At 68.5% G+C, this 19,011-nt stretch carries 14 protein-coding genes; 7 read left to right on the top strand and 7 right to left on the bottom strand.

Annotated elements, in window-relative coordinates:
- Positions 1–35 precede the first annotated feature (35 nt).
- The 5 genes from CCR84_RS08705 to CCR84_RS08685 all read right to left on the bottom strand — a co-directional run bounded on the left by CCR84_RS08705 (position 36) and on the right by CCR84_RS08685 (position 9,022).
- On the bottom strand, positions 36–1,073 hold the full coding sequence (locus CCR84_RS08705; protein ID WP_201211414.1) for an SCO family protein: 1,038 nt from the start codon (positions 1,071–1,073) through the stop codon (positions 36–38).
- 16 nt (positions 1,074–1,089) lie between these two features.
- Positions 1,090–3,663 carry a cyanophycin synthetase gene (cphA, locus tag CCR84_RS08700; RefSeq protein WP_201211413.1) on the bottom strand — a complete coding sequence of 858 codons (2,574 nt, stop codon included), beginning with the start codon at positions 3,661–3,663 and terminating at the stop codon, positions 1,090–1,092.
- 62 nt (positions 3,664–3,725) lie between these two features.
- On the bottom strand, positions 3,726–5,873 hold the full coding sequence (locus CCR84_RS08695; protein WP_201211411.1) for a cyanophycin synthetase: 2,148 nt from the start codon (positions 5,871–5,873) through the stop codon (positions 3,726–3,728).
- Between the two features lie 126 nt (positions 5,874–5,999).
- Complete coding sequence (locus CCR84_RS08690; RefSeq protein ID WP_242508628.1) at positions 6,000–6,470, bottom strand: cyanophycin metabolism-associated DUF1854 family protein; 471 nt, start codon at positions 6,468–6,470, stop codon at positions 6,000–6,002.
- Positions 6,471–6,496: 26 nt separating this feature from the next.
- On the bottom strand, positions 6,497–9,022 hold the full coding sequence (locus CCR84_RS08685) for a cyanophycin metabolism-associated ABC transporter (RefSeq protein ID WP_242508627.1): 2,526 nt from the start codon (positions 9,020–9,022) through the stop codon (positions 6,497–6,499).
- Positions 9,023–9,399: 377 nt separating this feature from the next.
- Between CCR84_RS08685 and CCR84_RS08680 the strand changes: the two genes are divergently transcribed.
- The 5 genes from CCR84_RS08680 to CCR84_RS08660 all read left to right on the top strand — a co-directional run bounded on the left by CCR84_RS08680 (position 9,400) and on the right by CCR84_RS08660 (position 13,908).
- Complete coding sequence (locus CCR84_RS08680; protein WP_201211407.1) at positions 9,400–10,029, top strand: pseudouridine synthase; 630 nt, start codon at positions 9,400–9,402, stop codon at positions 10,027–10,029.
- A gap of 59 nt (positions 10,030–10,088) precedes the next feature.
- Positions 10,089–10,556, top strand: a complete 468-nt coding sequence (locus CCR84_RS08675; protein ID WP_201211566.1) for a DUF192 domain-containing protein — start codon at positions 10,089–10,091, stop codon at positions 10,554–10,556.
- 9 nt (positions 10,557–10,565) lie between these two features.
- Positions 10,566–11,099 carry a chorismate--pyruvate lyase family protein gene (locus tag CCR84_RS08670; protein WP_201211405.1) on the top strand — a complete coding sequence of 178 codons (534 nt, stop codon included), beginning with the start codon at positions 10,566–10,568 and terminating at the stop codon, positions 11,097–11,099.
- Positions 11,100–11,411: 312 nt separating this feature from the next.
- Positions 11,412–12,833, top strand: a complete 1,422-nt coding sequence (locus CCR84_RS08665; protein ID WP_201211403.1) for a DEAD/DEAH box helicase — start codon at positions 11,412–11,414, stop codon at positions 12,831–12,833.
- A gap of 205 nt (positions 12,834–13,038) precedes the next feature.
- Positions 13,039–13,908: a caspase family protein gene (locus CCR84_RS08660; RefSeq protein WP_201211402.1), complete on the top strand. Its 870-nt coding sequence runs from the start codon at positions 13,039–13,041 to the stop codon at positions 13,906–13,908.
- A gap of 117 nt (positions 13,909–14,025) precedes the next feature.
- Here CCR84_RS08660 and CCR84_RS08655 read toward each other — a convergent pair whose 3' ends face one another.
- Complete coding sequence (locus CCR84_RS08655) at positions 14,026–15,216, bottom strand: acyl-CoA dehydrogenase (protein ID WP_201211401.1); 1,191 nt, start codon at positions 15,214–15,216, stop codon at positions 14,026–14,028.
- Positions 15,217–15,468: 252 nt separating this feature from the next.
- On the opposite strand from CCR84_RS08655, the gene CCR84_RS08650 reads away from it, so the two are divergent.
- Both CCR84_RS08650 and CCR84_RS08645 read left to right on the top strand, forming a co-directional pair.
- Entirely contained in the window at positions 15,469–16,401 is a 933-nt protein-coding gene (locus CCR84_RS08650; RefSeq protein ID WP_201211400.1) for a LysR family transcriptional regulator, read from the top strand.
- Between the two features lie 57 nt (positions 16,402–16,458).
- Positions 16,459–17,343 (top strand): helix-turn-helix transcriptional regulator, encoded by an 885-nt coding sequence (locus CCR84_RS08645; RefSeq protein ID WP_201211399.1) that lies wholly within the window; start codon positions 16,459–16,461, stop codon positions 17,341–17,343.
- Between the two features lie 61 nt (positions 17,344–17,404).
- Here CCR84_RS08645 and CCR84_RS08640 read toward each other — a convergent pair whose 3' ends face one another.
- Positions 17,405–18,949 (bottom strand): PQQ-like beta-propeller repeat protein, encoded by a 1,545-nt coding sequence (locus tag CCR84_RS08640; protein WP_201211398.1) that lies wholly within the window; start codon positions 18,947–18,949, stop codon positions 17,405–17,407.
- Positions 18,950–19,011 lie beyond the last annotated feature (62 nt).

The following is a 19,011-nucleotide window of genomic DNA, read 5'->3' as shown; positions in this document are numbered from 1 at the left end:
TTCTCCTGACGGGCTGGTTGGGGGCTGGAGGGATTCTAGCGCGTGCCGGCGAGCAGCGGGCGCAACGCGGCGACGATCTCGGCAGAGGGGCTGCCGTGCGCCAGGCGGCCGACGAAGCGCCCCTCGCCGTCGATCACGGTGGTGAAGGCCGAATGATCGACGCTGTAACGCCCCTTTTCGTCGGCCGGCTGCACCTGGTAGAAGGCACCCCAGGCGCGCGCGACGCGGGCGGTCTCCTCCCTGTCGCCGACCAGCCCGATCATCTCGGGGGCGAAGAAGCCGAGGTAGTCGCGCAGGTGCTCGGGCGTGTCGCGCGCGGGGTCGACGCTGACGAAGAGCACCTGCACGCGGCGGCGCTCTTCGGATGAAAGCTGCGCGAGCGCTTCCCGGATCAGGGTCAGCGAGGTCGGGCAGATGTCGGGGCAGTAGGTGTAGCCGAAGTAGAGGAGGACCGCCTTGCCGCGGAACTCGTGCAGCGAGATCGGGCGCACCCGCCCTCCGTCGGCGCCCGGCAGCGTGAAGTCGCCGCCTGCGACCTCCGCCTGTGCCAGCGCGCTCGGCCGGCCCTGCCGGCTCGCCCCGGACCAGAAATGGAAGGCCGGCGCCGATGCTTCACCGGCGAAGCGGACATTGGCCTGCCAGCGCATCCTGCCGCTGCTGCACACGGGGATCTGCAGGCTGCCGCTGAAGGACCTCGCCGCCTGCCCGTCGGCGCCCCTGGCGGGAGTGGCGGGAGTGGCGGGAGTGGCGGGAGTGGCGTCGGCGACGAGTGGGGCGCGGTTGCTGCCCATGTCCATGTCTACGCCCTGGAAGTCGACGGCCGTGGGGGTGAGCGTGCTGCCGCTGATCTCGACGCGGACCGTCAGCGGCGCCAGCGTCGGGATCGGACGCGGCGTGATCGACAGCGTGAGCTGGCCGCCGTCGGCGAGCGCCTGCACGCAGGCGCGCTCGCCGAGGTCGCAGTCGCCGGCCGCCGCACCCGGGTGCAGGCGCGGCGCCAGCCAGACTCCGCCGGCGACGAGGACGACGAGCGCGCCGGCAAGCAGCGCGGTTCCCGGCGTCGATGCCTTCATCGCCGTAGCGGAGCGGTCAGGCCGCGGCGACGCGCCGGCCGATGTGCGCGAGCGCTTCCTCGACCTGGTCGATCAGGATCAGGCAGAGGTCGCCTGCCTCGAGTGCGGCCAGCGCCGTGTCGATGGCGACGAATTCGCCACGGATCTCCTGCACCTCGCGCGTGCGCCTGGCGTTGGCGAGGCCCTCGCGCAGGAGCGCCAGCACTTCGCCATCGGCGCGCCCACGCTGGCACTGGTCCTGGTAGAGGACGACCGAGTCGAAGGCGTCGCCGAGGATCTCGGTCTGCTGGCGGATGTCCTCGTCGCGGCGGTCGCCGGCGCCGCTGATCACCACCGAGCGCCGCCGGGCCGGCATCGTCTCGATCGCCGCGACCAGTGCCGCGATCGCGTCGGGGTTGTGGCCGTAGTCGGCGATCAGCGTCGCGCCGCGGTAGTTGAAGACGTTGAAGCGTCCGGGCGCAGTCGCGGCGTCGCTGACGAAAGTCGCCAGACCCTGGCGGATCAGTTCGGGGTCGATGCCGATCGCGCGCGCGGCGGCGATCGCCGCCATCGCGTTCTCGACCTGGAAGCGGATGCTGCCGCCGGCGGTGAGCGGAATGCCCGCGAGCGGGTAGCGTTCCTCGCTCATCCCCTCGGCGACGACGATCGCGTCGCCGTCGACATGGACGACGCGGCGGCCCTGCGCGCGATGCTTGGCCATCGCCGGCAAGGTGCGCTCGGCGGCGAAGAAGGTCACCGTCCCGGGGCAGGAGTCGGCCATCGCCACGACCATCGGGTCGGCGGCGTTGAGCACGGCGACGCCGGTTTCCGGTTTCATGTTCTGCACGATGACGCGCTTGACCACCGACAGGTCCTCGACGGTGCTGATGTACGAGAGGCCGAGGTGGTCGCCCTTGCCGATGTTGGTGACGACGGCGACGTCGCAGCGGTCGAAGCCGAGCCCTTCGCGCAGCACGCCGCCACGCGCGGTCTCGAACACCGCGGCATCGACGTCGGGGTGCAGCAGCACGTTGCGCGCGCTCTTCGGCCCGCTGCAGTCGCCCGTATCCATCAGCCGGCCGTTCACGATGACGCCGTCGGTGGTGGTCAGGCCGACCCGCCAGCCGCGTTGCGCCATCAGGTGCGCGATCAGGCGTACGGTGGTGGTCTTGCCGTTGGTGCCGGCGACCGCGACCAGCGGGATGCGCGCGTCGTCGCCGGGAGCGAACATGCTGTCGACGATCGCCTCGCCGACCGCGCGCCCCTTGCCGAACGAGGGCTGCAGGTGCATGCGCAGCCCCGGTGCGGCGTTCACTTCGACGATGCCGCCCCCCTGTTCTTCCATCGGCTGCAGCACGTTCTCGCAGACGATGTCGATGCCGGCGATGTCGAGGCCGACGGTACGCGCGGCGGCGACGGCGCGCGCGGCGAATTCGGGATGGACGTCGTCGGTGACGTCGGTGGCGCTGCCGCCGGTCGACAGGTTGGCGTTGTTGCGCAGGATCACGCGCACGCCGCGCGCCGGCACCGAATCGGCGTCGAGCCCCTGTTCGGCGAGCCGCGCCAGCGCGATCTCGTCGAAGCGGATCTTGGTCAGCGAGGTGGCGTGGCCGCTGCTGCGGCGCGGATCGCGGTTGACCTGCTCGACCAGTTCGCGCACCGAATGCACGCCGTCGCCGACGACCTGCGGCGGGTCACGGCGGGCGACGGCGACGAGCTTGTCGCCGACCACCAGCGCGCGGTAGTCGTGGCCGGGCAGGTAGCGCTCGACCAGGATCTCGTCGCTGAAGCGGGCGGCGACCGCATACGCGGCCTCGACCTGCTCCTGCGTCTTCAGATTGACCGATATGCCCTTGCCCTGGTTGCCGTCCTGCGGCTTGACGACGACCGCGCCGCCGATTTCCTGCGCGGCGGCCCAGGCGTCGGCGGCGTCATCGACCGGGCGACCGTGCGGCACCGGCACGCCGGCGGCGCGCAGCAGCATCTTGGTCAGGTCCTTGTCCTGCGCGATCGCTTCGGCGACGGCGCTGCTGGCGTCGGTCTCGGCCGCCTGGATGCGGCGCTGCTTGCTGCCCCAGCCGAACTGGACGAGGCTGCCTTCGGTCAGGCGGCGGTAGGGGATGCCGCGCGCGACGGCCGCATAGACGATCGAGCCGGTCGAGGGCCCGAGGCGGATGTCCTCGTCGAGCTCGCGCAGGCGTTCGAGTGCGCCGTCGAGGTCGAAGGGCGTGTCGGCGGCCGCGGCGCGGCACAGTTCGAGCGCGAGGTCGAAGGCGAGGCGGCCGACCGCTTCCTCGCTGTACTCGACGACCACCTGGTAGATACCCGGCTCGATCGTCGCCGTCGTCCGGCTGAAGGTGACCGGGCAGCCGGCCTGCGCCTGCAGGCCGAGTGCGGCGAATTCGAGCGCGTGCGCCATCGTCACCTTCTGCTGGTGGGCGGTCGGCTGGAGCAGTGCGATCTCGGGGAAACGCTCGCGCAGGCGGGTTTCGAAGCCCGGCAAGAGATCGATGTCGAGCTCGCCGTCGCTGCACGAGACGATGCCTTCGATCGCCGTGTGCCGGCTCCACAGGTTGGGGCCGCGCAGCGCGCGGATGCGGGATACTTCCATGAACGGTCTTCCTCAGGCTCGATGGGGCGCCGCCATGCGTCCGCCGGCGGCGCCGGGTCTCTCTAGATCAGGTCGAAGGTCTCGACGCCGGTGCGCAGCACGTAGGCCGGGATGTCGAGCGCCCAGCCGGCGGCGACTGCCGCCAGCACGTTGTCGGTCTCCCCGGCGTCGCCGGCGAGGAGTGCCACGTCGGCGGCGGCGAGCAGGGGCGTCGTCTGCTCGCCGTGGGCGAGGGTGATCACGCCGTCGATGAGGACGACGGCACGGCCGCCCTGCGCACGGTGTTCGACGATGCGCGGCAGCGTCGCGTCGCTGGCGAACCAGATCACCTCGCCGTCGCACAGCCGCGCCATGTCGGCGACCAGTTCGTCGGCGGCGTTGAGTACCGCCACCCCGGTGGGCAGGACGACGTCGACCTGCGTGCGCAGGATCGAGAACACCTGCTCGGGTTCCTCGATGTACGAGCGGCCGATGTGCTGCTGCGGGTCGATGTTGGTGACGACGCCGACCTGGCAGCGGTCGTAGGCGAGGCCCTGGTCGAACATCACGTCGTAGCCGTTCTCGAACACGGCGGCCTCGGCCGAGCGGTTGGTGAGCATGCGGTTGGCCGCCTCGAAGCCGGTACGGTCGCCGGCTTCGGCCAGGCGGCGGTCGAGGTAGATGCCCTCGCTCGAGGCGAGCGCGGTCCACTTGCCGGACAGGGAGAGCAGGCTGGCGACGATGCGCGCGACCTGCGTCGTGCCGCGGCTGCCGGTGACGCCGACCACCGGGATGCGGCCGTCGTCACCTGCGGGGAAGAGGTCCTCGACGATCGCCTGCCCGACCGGGCGCGGCTTGCCGACCGCCGGCTTGATGTGCATCAGCAGGCTCGGTCCGGCATTGACTTCGACGATGGCGCCGCCCTGTTCGGCGAGCGGCTTCGAGATGTCGCGGCAGACGAGGTCGATGCCGGCGATGTCGAGGCCGACGATGCGCGCGGCGAGCGATGCGGCGGCAGCGGCGTCGGGATGGACCTCGTCGGTGACGTCGAAGGCGTGGTTGCCGTTGCGCTGGATCATCACCTCCTGGCCTGCCGGCGGTACCGATTCGGGGGTGAAGCCCTGGCGCGCAATCTCCATGCGCGCCGCCGAGTCGATGCGGATCAGGTTGAGCGGATGTTCCTCGGTCGTTCCGCGCCGCGGGTCCGAGTTGATCTGGCTGGCGATCAGCTCGACGATGGTGTGCTTGCCGTCGCCCGTCACCGACGCCGTATCGCTGCGGTTGGCGGCGACCAGACGTCCGCCGACGATGAGCAGGCGGTGTTCGGCGCCCTGGATGCAGCGCTCGACGATGACGCCGCTGCCTTCGCTCAGGGCGACCTTGTACGCCGCCTCGATTTCCTCCTGCGTGGTCAGCTCGATGAAGACACCGCGACCGTGGTTGCCGTCGTAGGGTTTCACCACCACCGGCAGGCCGATGTCCTGCGCGGCCTCCCAGGCGTCCTCGGGGCTGTCCACGAGTCGGCCCTCGGGGACCGGGACACCGCAGGAGGCGATCAGCGTCTTGGTGAGGTCCTTGTCGCGCGAGATCGTCTCGGCGATGGCGCTGGTGCGGTCGGTCTCGGCGGTCCAGATGCGGCGGCTGCGCGCGCCGTAGCCGAGCTGCACCAGGTTGCCGCCCGGCAGCAGGCGGATCGACGGGATCTTGCGCGCTTCCGCGGCGCCGACGATCGCTGCCGTCGACGGGCCGAGGCAGTGGCGGTCGGCGAGGCGCTTCAGCTTATCGACGGCGGCGGCGGTATCGAAGGGGCGATCCTCGATCATCGCCATGATCAGCTCGCGGGCGCTGGCCAGCGCCGCTCGCGTGACCACCTCGTGCCAGCAGGTGACGATCACCTTGTAGATGCCGCGGTCCGACATCTCGCGCGCCTTGCCGAAGCCGCCGGGCATCCCGGCCAGCGCCTGCAGTTCGAGCGTGCAGTGTTCGAGGATGTGGCAGGGCCAGGTCCCTTCCTGGACGCGGCGCAGGAAGCCGCCACGCTCGCCGTAGGAGCAGCGGTGTTCGATCAGCGAAGGCAGTGCTGCCGACAGGCGCTCGTAGAAGCCGGGGATCAGGTTCGACGGACAGTCTTCGAGTTCGCCGATGTCGACCAGCGCTTCCAGCACCGGCGTGTAGGTCCACATGTTCGGTCCGCGCATGTGGCGGATGTCGATAATCTTGATGTCTTTCATGTATCGGTCGGTGGCGGCGGGGCCGGTGCGGTGAGTGAAAGTGGCTGGGGAGGGTTCGGGCTGCGCGCAGATTGCAAGATTAACGCCGGAGCCCGTCCTTGGCTGACACGGCACGAAAATTCTCGTTCACAGGAAGCGGTCGAGCAGCTTGCGGCTGTGCGCGTCGAGCGCGTAGCGGTCGCGGATCAGGAAGTGGATGCCGTGGGCGTCGGCGATCAGGAGCGCCGGCGGTGCCAGGCGGCGGATCTCTTCCTCGCTCTTCAGCACCAGGCGGGTCGGGCCACGGTCGGTGTCGATTTCCCAGGTGGACGGCGTTGCGAAGCTGGAGACGCTGTTCACGCGCAGGATCACCGGCATGAAGTCGCGGCTGGCGAGTTCGTCCTCGATCAGCGTGCGCAGGTCTTCACGCAGCGCCTGCGGTTCGTCGATCCACGCCAGTTCGTGGCCCTCGGCGCTGAGCAGCGACAGGCTGCCGTTCGGCGCACTGATCGGGAAGGCGCGCACCGGAACGACGCCGACATGCTCGACGCCGTCGGCGGCGGTGAACACCAGCTGGCCGAAGGAATCACGGTGCAGGTCGAAAGCGGTTGCAGTCAAGTTGGGATTCTCCATGGCGGGCCGGCTCATTCGGCGGCGTGCTTCGCTGCGGGGCGACGCCGGTCGGTGCCGGTGACCACCCAGCCGGCTTCGGCGACCTGTTCCTCGAGTTGCTTCGTCTGCGCTTCGTAGAGGCGGAAGTAGGCACCCTCGCGTGCGATCAACTCGTCGTGCGGACCTTCCTCGACGACACGGCCGCGGTCGAGGACGACCAGGCGGTCGGCGCGGCGCAGCGTCGACAGCCGGTGCGCGATGGCGATCGTGGTGCGACCGCGGATCAGGTTGTCGAGCGCGCCCTGGATCTCGAGCTCGGTCTCGGTGTCGACCGCCGAGGTCGCCTCGTCGAGGATCAGGATACGCGGGTTGATCAGCAGCGCGCGCGCGATCGAGATGCGCTGGCGCTCGCCGCCGGAGAGCGCCTGGCCGCGTTCGCCGACCAGCGAGTCGTAGCCATGCGGCAGGCGCAGGATGAACTCGTGCGCATGCGCTGCGCGTGCGGCGGCGATGATCTCCTCGCGCGTCGCCTCGGGCTTGCCGTAGGCGATGTTCTCGGCGATGGTGCCGAAGAAGAGGAAGGGCTCCTGCAGCACGAGGCCGATGTGGCGCCGGTATTCGGCGAAGGACAGCGACCTGAGGTCGACACCGTCGATCCGGATCGCGCCTTCGGAGGCGTCGTAGAAGCGGCAGATCAGGTTCACCAGCGTGCTCTTGCCCGAACCCGAGTGGCCGACGAGACCGATCATCTCGCCGGCGCGGATGTCGAGGTCGACGTCGCGCAGCACGGTGCGGTTGCCGTAGCGGAAGCCGACTTTACGCACCTCGATGTTGCCGGCGAAGGGCTGCGGCAGCGGCACCGGGTTGGCCGTCTCGGGGACGCTGGAGACATGGTCGAGGATGTCGAAGATGCGCTTGGCGCCGGCGGCGGCCTTCTGCGTCACCGAGACGATGCGGCTCATCGAGTCGAGCCGCGCGTAGAAGCGGCCGATGTAGGCGATGAAGGCCGAGAGCACGCCGACGGTGATCGCGCTCTGCGACACCTGCCAGATGCCGAAGGCCCAGACGACCAGGAGGCCGACCTCGGTCGACAGCGTCACCGTCGGCGAGAACACCGACCAGACCTTATTCACGCGGTCGTTCACCGCCAGGTTGCGCGCGTTGGCTTCCTTGAAGCGCGCCACCTCGCGCTTCTCCTGCGCGAAGGCCTTGACCACCCGGATGCCGGGAATGGTGTCGGCGAGCACGCTGGTCACTTCGGCCCAGACCCGGTCGACCTGCTCGAAGCCGTAGCGAAGCCGGTCGCGCACGTTGTGGATCAGCCAGCCGATGAACGGCAGCGGCGCCAGCGTCACCAGCGCCAGCCACGGGTTGATCGAGAACAGGATCACGGCGGTCATCGTGATCATCAGCACGTCGGTGGCGAAGTCGAGCAGGTTGAGCGAGAGGAAGACGCAGATGCGGTCGCTCTCGGCGCCGATGCGCGACATCAGGTCGCCCGTGCGCTTGCCACCGAAGTATTCGAGCGACAGGGTCTGCAGGTGCTGGTAGGTGGTCGTGCGCAGGTCGGCGCCGATGCGCTCGCTGACCAGCGCCAGGATGTAGGTCTTCGCCCAGCCGAGCGACCAGGCGACCAGCGCCGCCACGAGCAGGCCGCCGAGCAGCATGTAGACCTTGGCGGTGTCGATCGGCGCCCCGTTCTGGAACGGGATCAGCACCTCGTCCATCAGCGGCATGGTCAGGTAGGGCGGCACCAGCGTCGCCGCGGTCGAGGCCAGCATCAGCAGGAAGCCGGCGAGCAACTGGCCCTTGTACGGTTTGGCGAAGCGCCACAGGCGGAACAGCGTCCAGGTGGAGGGCGCCTCGTGGATCTCGCGGCTGCACTGCGGACAGTCGTCCTCTCCGGGCGGCAGCGGGTTCTTGCAATGCGGACAGACTGCCCGCTCCGGCGGCTCCGGTTGCAGCCCGCTCAGGCGCGCCGCCAGCCGGCGACCGAACTGCTCGATCAGGCGGCCGGCAGCGGCGTCCTCGGCCAGCGTGTAGCGCCAGAGCATGAGCAGGCCGCCTGAGTCGGACAGCGACAGGCTGCCGACGCCGGCGTGGTCGCGGCGGACGAGCTTCATCCCGGCGACGAGCGGCCACTGTCGCCACTCGCTGTCGTCGGCGCCCCGGGCGAGCAGGCGGCGGTCGGTGAGGACGATGATTCCCGAAGCGAAGCGCAGCCGCTCGTCGAGGTCGGTCTCCAGCCAGCCGAAGATCGTCTCGCCGCCTGCAAGGCCGGCCTTCAGCTCGGCGATGGCTCCGGCCCAGGCCGCCGGCGGCGAGGCCGGCAGTTCGGCGGCGGCCAGTTCGGCCAGCGTCTGCGCGCCGGGGGGCGCCATGAGCGGGTGCTTGAGCGAATCGGAGAAGCTCTCTTCCGAACTCACGGTAGGGCCGTCGACCTGATTGCCGAGCGGAACCGCGGCGTCGGGCAGCGGCGGTGGTTCGCCGATCGGCGCGTGCGGATGTCCGTGCGGCGCGTCTTCTTCGGCGGGCAGGGGATGCGGATCAGTTTTCATCAAGATGGCTTTGACGAGGCGGAACCCGGCGGGCTCCGGCCTGGGATGAAGCGCTTGCAACTTCGGGCTGCGACGGCTTGCCGGAAACCGTCACCAGGCGGACGAAATGGTGCGGCAGGAAGTGCCGATACATGGCCGTCAGTTGCACTGCTTTCGCCACGTAACGCACGGGGCGCGTTTCGGCTGACCTATGTAACAAAAGTATACTCGCCTTCGCGCCTGCCTGTTTGCGTATGCGTCGGGGGCAAGGACGCCGCTCGACGCAAACGGCAGCGTTTTTCGTGAGGCTGCGGCTACAATGGCAGCTCGCCGTACCTGACTCATTCCGTCCCCGCGTCGGCGCGAACGCCGCCTGCGGCCCAGAGAAGCTTCCTGCCTTGTCGACCCTCATCCTATTCAACAAGCCTTACGGCGTCCTCAGCCAGTTCACTGCCGAAGGTCGCTGGCAGGGGCTGGCCGGCTACATTGCGGTTCCCGGTGTTCATGCCGCAGGTCGGCTCGACGCTGACAGCGAGGGACTCCTGCTGCTCACCGACGACGGCGCGCTGCAGGCGCGCATCGCCGACCCGCGCTTCAAGCTGGCCAAGACCTACTGGGTCGAGGTCGAGGGCATCCCCGACGAGGCTGCGCTCGCCGCGCTGCGCGCCGGCGTCCGCTACGCCGACGTGACGACGCTTCCGGCCGAGGCACGGCGGATCAATGCACCGCCCTTGCCGCCGCGCGACCCGCCGATCCGTTTCAGGAAGGACAAACCGACCTCCTGGATCGAGCTGCGCATCCGCGAGGGGCGCAACCGGCAGGTGCGGCGGATGACCGCTGCGGTCGGCTTCCCGACGCTACGCCTGTTTCGCCATGCTGTCGGCGCGGCGACGACCGACGGGCTTGCTCCCGGTCAATGGCGGCAGGTGAGCCTGGCCGAACTGGGCCTGCCGCCCACCGCGCCCGGGCCTGTGCGCCCGCGCGGGCGCTCTTTCCGCACGGCGCCGCCGGTCGGGAAGAAACGATGAACATGCCGGTGCGCGCCAGGAAGCAGCGCGCCTGCGAACACCTGCTCCGGAAAACGTCGATGAACCCACTGCTGACCAAGACCTTGCGCGCCGTCGCCGCACCCCTCCTCGCCGTCGGCGCGCTCGCCAGCCTGCCGGCCACCGCCGTCGAGTTTTCTCGGCTCGAACTCTCGGCTTCCTTTCATCGCATCGAGGCCGAGGTCGCCGCCGACCAGCCCTCGCGCATGCAGGGACTGATGCAGCGGCGCGCGCTCGCCACCAACCAGGGAATGCTGTTCGTCTTCCCGCAGCGCGCCCGCCACTGCATGTGGATGCGCAACACGCTGCTGCCGCTCTCGGTCGCCTTCCTCGACGAGGAGGGGCGCATCCTCAACATCGAGGAGATGGCGCCGCAGACCGAGAACAGCCACTGCGCCGCCGGGCCGGCGCGCTTTGCGCTGGAGATGAATTCCGGCTGGTTCGCCGCGCGCGGCATCGCACCCGGCGCGCGCATCGCCGGCGTCGAGCGCTCGCCGAGTCCGCGCTGAGTCTCCAGGATGAGTGAGCGGCTCGCGCGACGCTGGCGCGCCACGCTGGTGCGCAGGCCGGACCAGCTCGCCTGCCAGCCTTTCCTCTCGCATCGCGGTTCGCTGACCCGGCGGCTGCAGCAGCACGGCGACTTCTCGCTGCGCCTCCTGCGGCAGACGCTGGCGGCACCGACGCGGGACGAATCCGCACTGCTCGGCATCCTCGCGCACCGCCGCGTGCAGGTGCGCGAGGTGGCGCTGTGCTGCGACGGTCGCGTGCTTGTCTTCGCGCACACGGTGCTGCCCTGTCGTCCGCGCGGGCCGCTGCAGCGCTGGCTCGCGCGTCTCGGCGCCCGTTCGCTCGGCTTGCTGCTCTTTTCCCATCCCGGTTTCGCGCGCGGCGAGATGACTTTCCGCTGCATCGATCATCGGCATCCGCTGTTCGCTGCCGCCGCCGCAGTGCTCGGAGGCGAGCAGCTGCGCTTCTGGGCGCGCCGCTCGACCTTCAGTTTTGCCGGCCAGCGCGTGCTGGTGACCGAGGTATTCGCGCCCTTGCAGAAATAAGGTTCGACAGCGGGGCCCGCCGGCTGGTATAGTAGCTGGCTTCGTTCGGCGTCAAACGCCGTCCGGAAAAGCATCGCGAACCTGGCCCCCAGCCCTCCTGCCTCCTGGCGTCGACTTTCCGACAGCCGTTCCGGCACAAAGCTTTGTGCCGAAATCCCCCCGAGATCTTTTCGGTCATTTCGTTGGTTGGCGTTGCGACTTCTCGCTGCTCCGGAACCTTCCGGCAGTGGCGTCCTTCACCTCGCTGATCACCCGCTGCTTCCCGAGTCCGTGTCGGCTCCTTGCAGCTTCAGCACACCATCGAAAGCAAACATGACCTTTGCCGATCTCGGCCTGCACGCGGCCGTCCTCAAGGCGCTCGCCGACGCGGGCTACACCGACCCCACTCCCGTTCAAGAGCAAGCCATCCCCGCCGCCCTCGAGGGGCGCGACCTGATGGTCTCGTCGCAAACGGGCTCGGGCAAGACTGCCGCCTTCCTGCTGCCGGCGTTGCACCGCTTCGCCTCGCTCGCCCCGGCGACGACGACCGCGCCGCAGCGCACGCCGAACCAGGAACGCCAGTCGCGGCGCAGCCGCGGCGAGCGTCCGCGCTTCACCGCCGCGCAGCCGAAGATGCTGGTGCTGGCGCCGACGCGCGAACTCGCGCTGCAGGTCACTGCCGCCGCCGAAAAGTACGGCTCGACCCAGCGCCAAGTGCGCGCGGTTGCCATCCTCGGCGGCATGCCCTACCCGAAGCAGATGCAGCTCCTGTCGCGCAACCCCGAGATCCTGGTCGCGACCCCCGGTCGCCTGATTGACCACATGGAATCGGGCAAGATCGACTTCTCGCAGCTCGAAACCCTGGTCCTCGACGAAGCCGACCGCATGCTCGACATGGGCTTCATCGACGACATCGAGCGCATCGTCGCGGCGACGCCGGCTTCGCGCCAGACCCTGCTCTTTTCGGCGACCCTCGACGGCGTCGTCGGCCAGATGGCGCGCCGCATCACGCGCGACGCGCTGCTGGTGCAGGCGACCGCAGTCGCCGCGCGCCACGACAACATCGAGCAGCGTCTGCACTTCGTCGACGACCTCGATCACAAGAACCGCCTGCTCGACCACCTCTTGCGCGACGTCTCGATTGACCAGGCGATCGTGTTTACCGCGACCAAACGCGACGCCGACAGCATCGCCGACCGCCTGACCATCGCCGGCTTTGCCGCCGCTGCGCTGCATGGTGACATGCAGCAGGGCGCGCGCAACCGCACGCTGAACGCGCTGCGCCGCGGACAGGTGCGCGTGCTGGTCGCCACCGACGTCGCCGCGCGCGGCATCGACGTTCCGACGATCACGCACGTCTTCAACTACGACCTGCCGAAGTTCGCCGAAGACTACGTGCACCGCATCGGCCGTACCGGCCGCGCCGGCCGCACCGGTCTGGCCGTCTCTCTGGCCAATCACGGCGAGCAGTTTGCCGTGCGCAAGATCGAGCGCTTCACGCAGCAGCAGATCCCGGTCGACGTCGTCGCCGGTTTCGAGCCGACGCGCAAGCCGGCGCCGCGCCCGCGCGCGCCCGGCGGCAAGCCCGGCGGCTGGAAGGGCGGCGAAGGCCGTGGCTGGGGCAAGCGCAGCGACGCCCCGCGCAGCGGCTGGGGCGGTGCGCCGCGCGACGGACACTCGCGTCCGGTCTCGCGCGAGTCGCATAACCAGTCGGCCCAGCGCGACGGCGGCCGCCGCTCGTTCGGCACGCGCTGAGCGGCGCCGGCAGGCCTGACCAGGCCTGCCGTTCCGATTCGTGAAAAGACCCGCTCCAGGCGGGTCTTTTCACGTCCGGTGGCAGGCGATCTCTTGCCGCTATGCCATCCCCATTGCCCCGAAGCCATGATGGAAAGATAATCTCAGGGCGATGGGTGCCGCAGCATCGCGGATCCTCAGGCGGCGGCTTCGAAGGAGAAGAAAAATGGCAGGGAAACGAGCGCTTTTTGTCGGCATCAACCAGTTTGCGAACTACCCGCAGTTCACGCTCAACGGCTGCGTCAACGACGTCCATGACATGGCCTCGCTCTACGAGGACGTGCTGGGCTTCCATCCGAGCGAAATCGCCACCCTCACCGACGCCCAGGCGACCAAGGCCAACATCATGGCCCAGCTCAAGTCGATGGTCGCCGAGGCCAGGGCGGGACGCCTCTCTTACATCGTCTTCGGCCTCTCCTCGCACGGGACGCAGATGAACGACACCAGCGGCGACGAGCCCGACGGGAAGGACGAGGCCTTCGTTCCCTACGACATCGCCGAAAGGAATGGCGCCTGGGACCCCGCGCACATCATCTGCGACGACGAGTTCCACGACCTGTTCGTGCAACTCCCCGAGAACGTGCTGCTCGAGGTCTACCTCGACACCTGTCACAGCGGCAGCGGTCTGCGCGGCGCCGAGTTCGGCCTGCATGCGCCGCGCCCGCGCTATGTCGCGCCGCCGGAACACGAGTTCGGCGACAGAAACGCCGCGATGCGCGGTTTCAAGCTCGACCGTTCGGCCTTTCCCGAAGTCGCCGACGATGGGAAGCTGGCCGCCAGGGAAACCGTCGCCGGCCAGCACCACATCCTGTGGACCGGGTGCAAGGCTAATCAGACGAGTGCCGATGCGTACTTCGACGGCCGCTACAACGGCGCCTTCACCTACTACTTCGTCAAGGTCATGCGCGAGACAGAGAACAAGCTGTCGCGCAAGGAGGTGATCAGCAAGGTGCGCGCGCTGATGAAGAAGGGCTTCGCGCAGACGCCGCAACTCGAAGGCAACGCGACCAACCGCAAGGCTGCCATCGCCTACTGAGCGGGCACGGCTGTCGGCTCCTGCCGACAGCAGCGGCGTCCTCCTGCGGCGCGCTTGCCCGTGACCCGAAGAAATGCGCCGCCGACCGTGACGGTCGCCGGCGCAATTGCTGCTGCCTCAGTTCGCGAAGGCCGGGATGCCGGTGATCGCACGGCCGAGGATCAGCGCGTGCACGTCGTGCGTGCCCTCGTAGGTGTTCACCACTTCCAGGTTGACCATGTGGCGGATGACGCCGAACTCGTCGGAGATGCCGTTGCCGCCGAGCATGTCGCGTGCCATCCGCGCGATCTCCAGCGCCTTGCCGCAGGAGTTGCGCTTGACGATCGAGGTCAGCTCGACCGGCGCGCGCCCTTCGTCCTTGAGCCGGCCGAGGCGCAGGCAGGCCTGCAGGCCGAGCGTGATCTCGGTGAGCATGTCGGCGAGCTTCTTCTGGATCAGCTGGTTGGCGGCGAGCGGGCGGCCGAACTGCTTGCGGTCGAGCACGTACTGGCGCGCGGTGTGGAAGCACGACTCGGCGGCGCCGAGCGCCCCCCAGGCGATTCCGTAGCGTGCCGAGTTGAGGCAGGTGAACGGTCCCTTGAGTCCGCGCACGTGTGGCATCAGTTGCTCGTCGGGAACGAACACCTCGTCCATGACGATCTCGCCGGTGATCGATGCGCGCAGGCCGACCTTGCCGTGGATCGCCGGCGCCGACAGCCCCTTCATTCCCTTTTCCAGGATGAAGCCGCGGATGTCGCCGGCGTCGTCCTTGGCCCAGACGACGAAGACGTCGGCGATCGGCGAATTGGTGATCCACATCTTCGATCCCGACAGCAGGTAGCCGCCGTCGACCTTGCGCGCACGCGTGATCATCGAGCCGGGATCCGAGCCGTGGTTCGGTTCGGTCAGGCCGAAACAGCCGACCCATTCGCCGGTGGCGAGCTTGGGCAGGTACTTCTTCTTCTGTTCTTCGGTGCCGAACTCGTTGATCGGCACCATCACCAGCGACGACTGCACGCTCATCATCGAGCGGTAGCCCGAGTCGACGCGCTCGACTTCGCGCGCGATCAGGCCGTAGGCAACGTAGTTGAGTCCGGCGCCGCCGTACTGCTCGGGGATGGTCGGGCCGAGCAGTCCGAGTTCGCCCATCTCGTTGAAGATCTCGCGGTCGGTGTGTTCATTGCGGAAGGCGTGCTGCACGCGCGGCTGCAGGCGGTCGCGCGCGTAGTTGAGCGCGGTTTCGCGCACCATGCGTTCCTCGTCGCTCAGTTGTGCGTCGAGTCCGTAGGGGTCTTCCCAGTTGAAGGAGAGCTTCTCGTTCGCTGCCATCGTTGTTCTCGCTGGAGAGGGGGTGGTTGAAGGGAATATGCAGGTAGGGCCCTTGCGGATTCCTGCCTGCGGCCGGTGCTGCCGTCGGCGTCGCTCCGGCAATGGGCGCCATCGTAGTCGGGCGCGGGCGCCGGCACAAACGACTATTTTTCACGCGCATGTGCGAAAATCGCACAACAAAGATTTGCGGACGAAGACGCCCGAGTCCGGCCCCCGCCTTTCCGAAGCCGCTCCATGCTCAGGCGAACCCAGATGCGACGCAAGATTCCGACGACCAATGCGCTGATCGCCTTCGAGGCGGCGGCCCGCCACGAGAGTTTCACGCGTGCTGCCGAGGAACTCGCGCAGACGCACAGCGCGATCTGCCGGCAGGTCGCCGGGCTCGAGGATTTTCTCGGCGTCAAGCTGTTTCGTCGCAGCAAGCGCGGCATCAAGCTGACCGAGGCGGGGATTTCCTACAGCCGGCAGGTGACCGCGCGCCTCGACGAGGTCGAACGCGACGCGCTGTCGGTGATGGCGAGGCAGGGGCAGGGCGGCACCATCGACCTCGCCGTGGTCCCCGCGTTCGCGACCAAGTGGTTGCTGCCGCGCCTGCCGCGCTTTCTTGCCGGGCACCCCGATGTCTTCGTCAATATGGAGACGCGGACGCGGCCTTTCCTGTTCACCGAAACCGACTACGACGCGGCGATCTGGTTCGGCAAGGGCGGCTGGCCGGGAACGCAGGCGTGTTTCCTGATGCGCGAAGCGCTGCTGCCGGTGTGCAGCCCGCGCCTGCTCGAGCGCGTCTGCGCGCGCCGCGGGCCGGCGCCGCTCACCGCCGAGGACATCGCGACGCTGCCGCTGCTGCAGTTGTCGACGCGACCCTACGCCTGGCGCAGCTGGTTCGCCTCGCTCGGCATGCAGGTCGCGCGCGACCTGACCGGGCCGCGCTTCGACCTGTTCAGCATGCTCGCGCAGGCGGCGCTGTGCGACATGGGCGTTGCGCTGATGCCGCCGATGATGGTCGCCGACGAGCTCGCCAGCGGCGCGCTCTGCGTCGCCATGCCGCACCAGTACCTGAGCGACAAGGCCTACTACCTGATCTTTCCGGAGCACCAGGCCGAGTCGCAGACCTTTCGCGCGTTTCGCGACTGGCTGCTGGCCGAGGCGAGCGCCTTCCACGAGACGTCGGGTGCCGGCGACTAGTCGACAGCCCTGCGCTGCTGCACTATAGTGCGTCCCAGCTTCCAGGATGGGCAAGACATGGACAAGGACCTTTCGCAGCCTGCGCCGACTGCCGACCCGGCGGGCGACGAAGGCGACTATCTGCAGGCGCTCGGACAGCGCGTACGCGACCTGCGCCTGCGCCGGGGAATGACGCGGGCGATGCTCGCCAGCGATTCCGGGGTGTCGGTGCGCTACCTCGCGCAACTCGAGGGCGGCGACGGCAACATCTCGATCATCCGCCTGCGCCAGGTCGCGCAGGCGCTGGCGCTGCCGCTCGAAGAGATCGTCCGTGTCGGGCCCGAGCATCCGCCCGAGTTCACGCTGCTCGTCCAGTACCTCTCGCGCCTGTCACCGCTGCAGTTGGCCGAGGCGCGCGACATCCTGCAGGGGGCTTTCGACAAGGGCGGGCGGCGCCAGCGCATCGCGCTGGTCGGCTTGCGCGGCGCAGGCAAGAGCACGCTCGGCAAGCTGCTCGCGCAGCAACTTCAGGTCCCTTACTTCGAGATCGGCGAGGAGATCGAACGCGCCGCCGGGATGAAACTCTCGGAAATCTTCTCGCTCTACGGCCAGTCGGTCTACCGCCGTTACGAACGGCGCACGCTGCAGGCGCTGATCGCCGCCAACGAGCGCTTCGTCTTGTCGACCGGCGGCGGCATCGTCAGCGAGCCGGCGACCTTCGACGAACTGCTCACCGCGTGTTACACGGTCTGGATCAAGGCCACGCCGACCGAGCACATGGCGCGTGTCGTCGCCCAGGGCGACCATCGGCCGATGGGGGAGAACCGCGAGGCGATCAAGGACCTCGAACGCATCCTCGCCGGTCGCGAGCCGATGTACGCCAAGGCCGACGCCAGCGTCAACACCTCGGGCGCCCGCGTCGAGGAGAGCCTTGCCGAACTGCTGAAACTCGTCGCCGGCTGAAGTCTCCTTGGGCGGGAGATCTTCCTTCCGCTCGATCTCCCGTCCCCTGTGTTCTTGGCGCCTATCGGAAGTCCCGGATGGCGACAACGCCTCCCATCACCCCGACATAGGCCGTCCCGTCCGGGCCGAGGGTGATCGCAGCATAGGCGTTGTTGAAGCCTCCGCCGGTGCCCGCCAACTGCTTGTAGACGATCTGGCCGCTCTCGAAGTCGATCGCGGTGAAGTACCAGGCGTCCGTATTGGCGGGCCCCTTCGGCTTGCTGTAGGTGTAGATGAGCCCGGTGTCGAGCGACATCTTGGTGACCACGGTCGGGATGTTCACTTCCCGGTTGGTCCACTTGGTACGGCAGCCGGTGGAATCCACATCGATGCGCGCGAGCCCCGGCTTGGTCGTCGAGCCTCTTGATGTCGACTTGTCGTCCTTGTAGCCGTAGTTGTTCTCGACGATGATCGACCTGTCGGTGGCGACCAGCGAGTTTTCATTGGAACTGGGTCCCGGCTTGAACACCGGCACCGTGCAGAGCAGGCGTGGCCCCTGGACCTCTTTCGCCCGGCGGTAGACCAGGACATTCATCTGCGGCTCGGCGTTGTCGGAGATGGTGACGTAATCCCCGCCCATCAAGGTCGGCGTCGTCCCCGTCCCGATGTCCACCTGGCCTGCCTTCACATGGGTCCCCGCATCGTAAGGCTCCGCCCAGGTGACGACCGGCTTGCCGTCCGCGTCCGCGTCGAAGCGGTACATGGCCCGCGTCGAGGCGATGTACACGCCGCCGTCCTCGTCGGCCGCAGTTCCGTTCACGATGCGCTCACCCGGCAACTGCATGCTGCCGAGCATCTGGCCTGTCTGCATATCGAGCGTGCCGACCACGCCCTTGTCCGAAGTGAACCACAGGCGACCGGCGAAGTCGGGCTGGAGGGCTTGAATGTCGTCGTCTGCGGGGATGCCCATGCCTGTATCCGTCTGCAGGTTGAGGTCATACTCGCGCTCCTTGCTGAAGCTGTTGGCGGTGTGTGACACCACCCACACGGTGCGCAGAGGCGTGCCGATCACCGTCCGGTACTGCGCATCCTGATACAGGTAGATGCCGGTCGGGCGTGCGCCGATGGGGATGACCTTGGCTGGAAGATCCATCGTGGCGAGCGTCGCCAGGTTTTCCGGATCCAGCAGCGTGAGGCGCGACCACGCCACGCCTGTCGTCATGTTCTGCTTGATGACGCTGACGACCAGTCGCCCGGCGCTGTCGACGGTCGTGGCGCCGCCGACGCCAATGATCCTGTCGTTACCGTCCTGCTCGGCAAGCAAGGTCGAGAACACCTTCATCGGTTGCTTGCCGAGTGGCCCGGGCGTGAAGTACGTGTCGCTCATGTAGGTGTCGTCGTGGGGAGCACTCCATGAGCCCGTGGACATGTACGGATTCGCCGGGATGGCCCGCGACGTGACGGGATTCGGCGTCGCCTCACGCCCGATGAACTCCGGAACCGCGCGGGCGTCGGGTTGCGGCGGGATGGCAGTCGGGTCTGCGGCCGAGGCCGGGAGGTCGAACCCGAACGCGAGCAATGCAAGGACGAGAGCCTTGGGCTCCCAGCGCGAAGCTTTGGTCTGCATGATGTTTTCTCCGGTTTTGCCGCCGACAGCGGTGCTGTCCGGCGACGGTGAAGTAGCGGCAG

Source organism: Rhodocyclus purpureus, from assembly GCF_016653115.1.
GTDB lineage: Bacteria > Pseudomonadota > Gammaproteobacteria > Burkholderiales > Rhodocyclaceae > Rhodocyclus > Rhodocyclus purpureus.
This window is presented reverse-complemented; position numbering and strand designations above follow the sequence as displayed.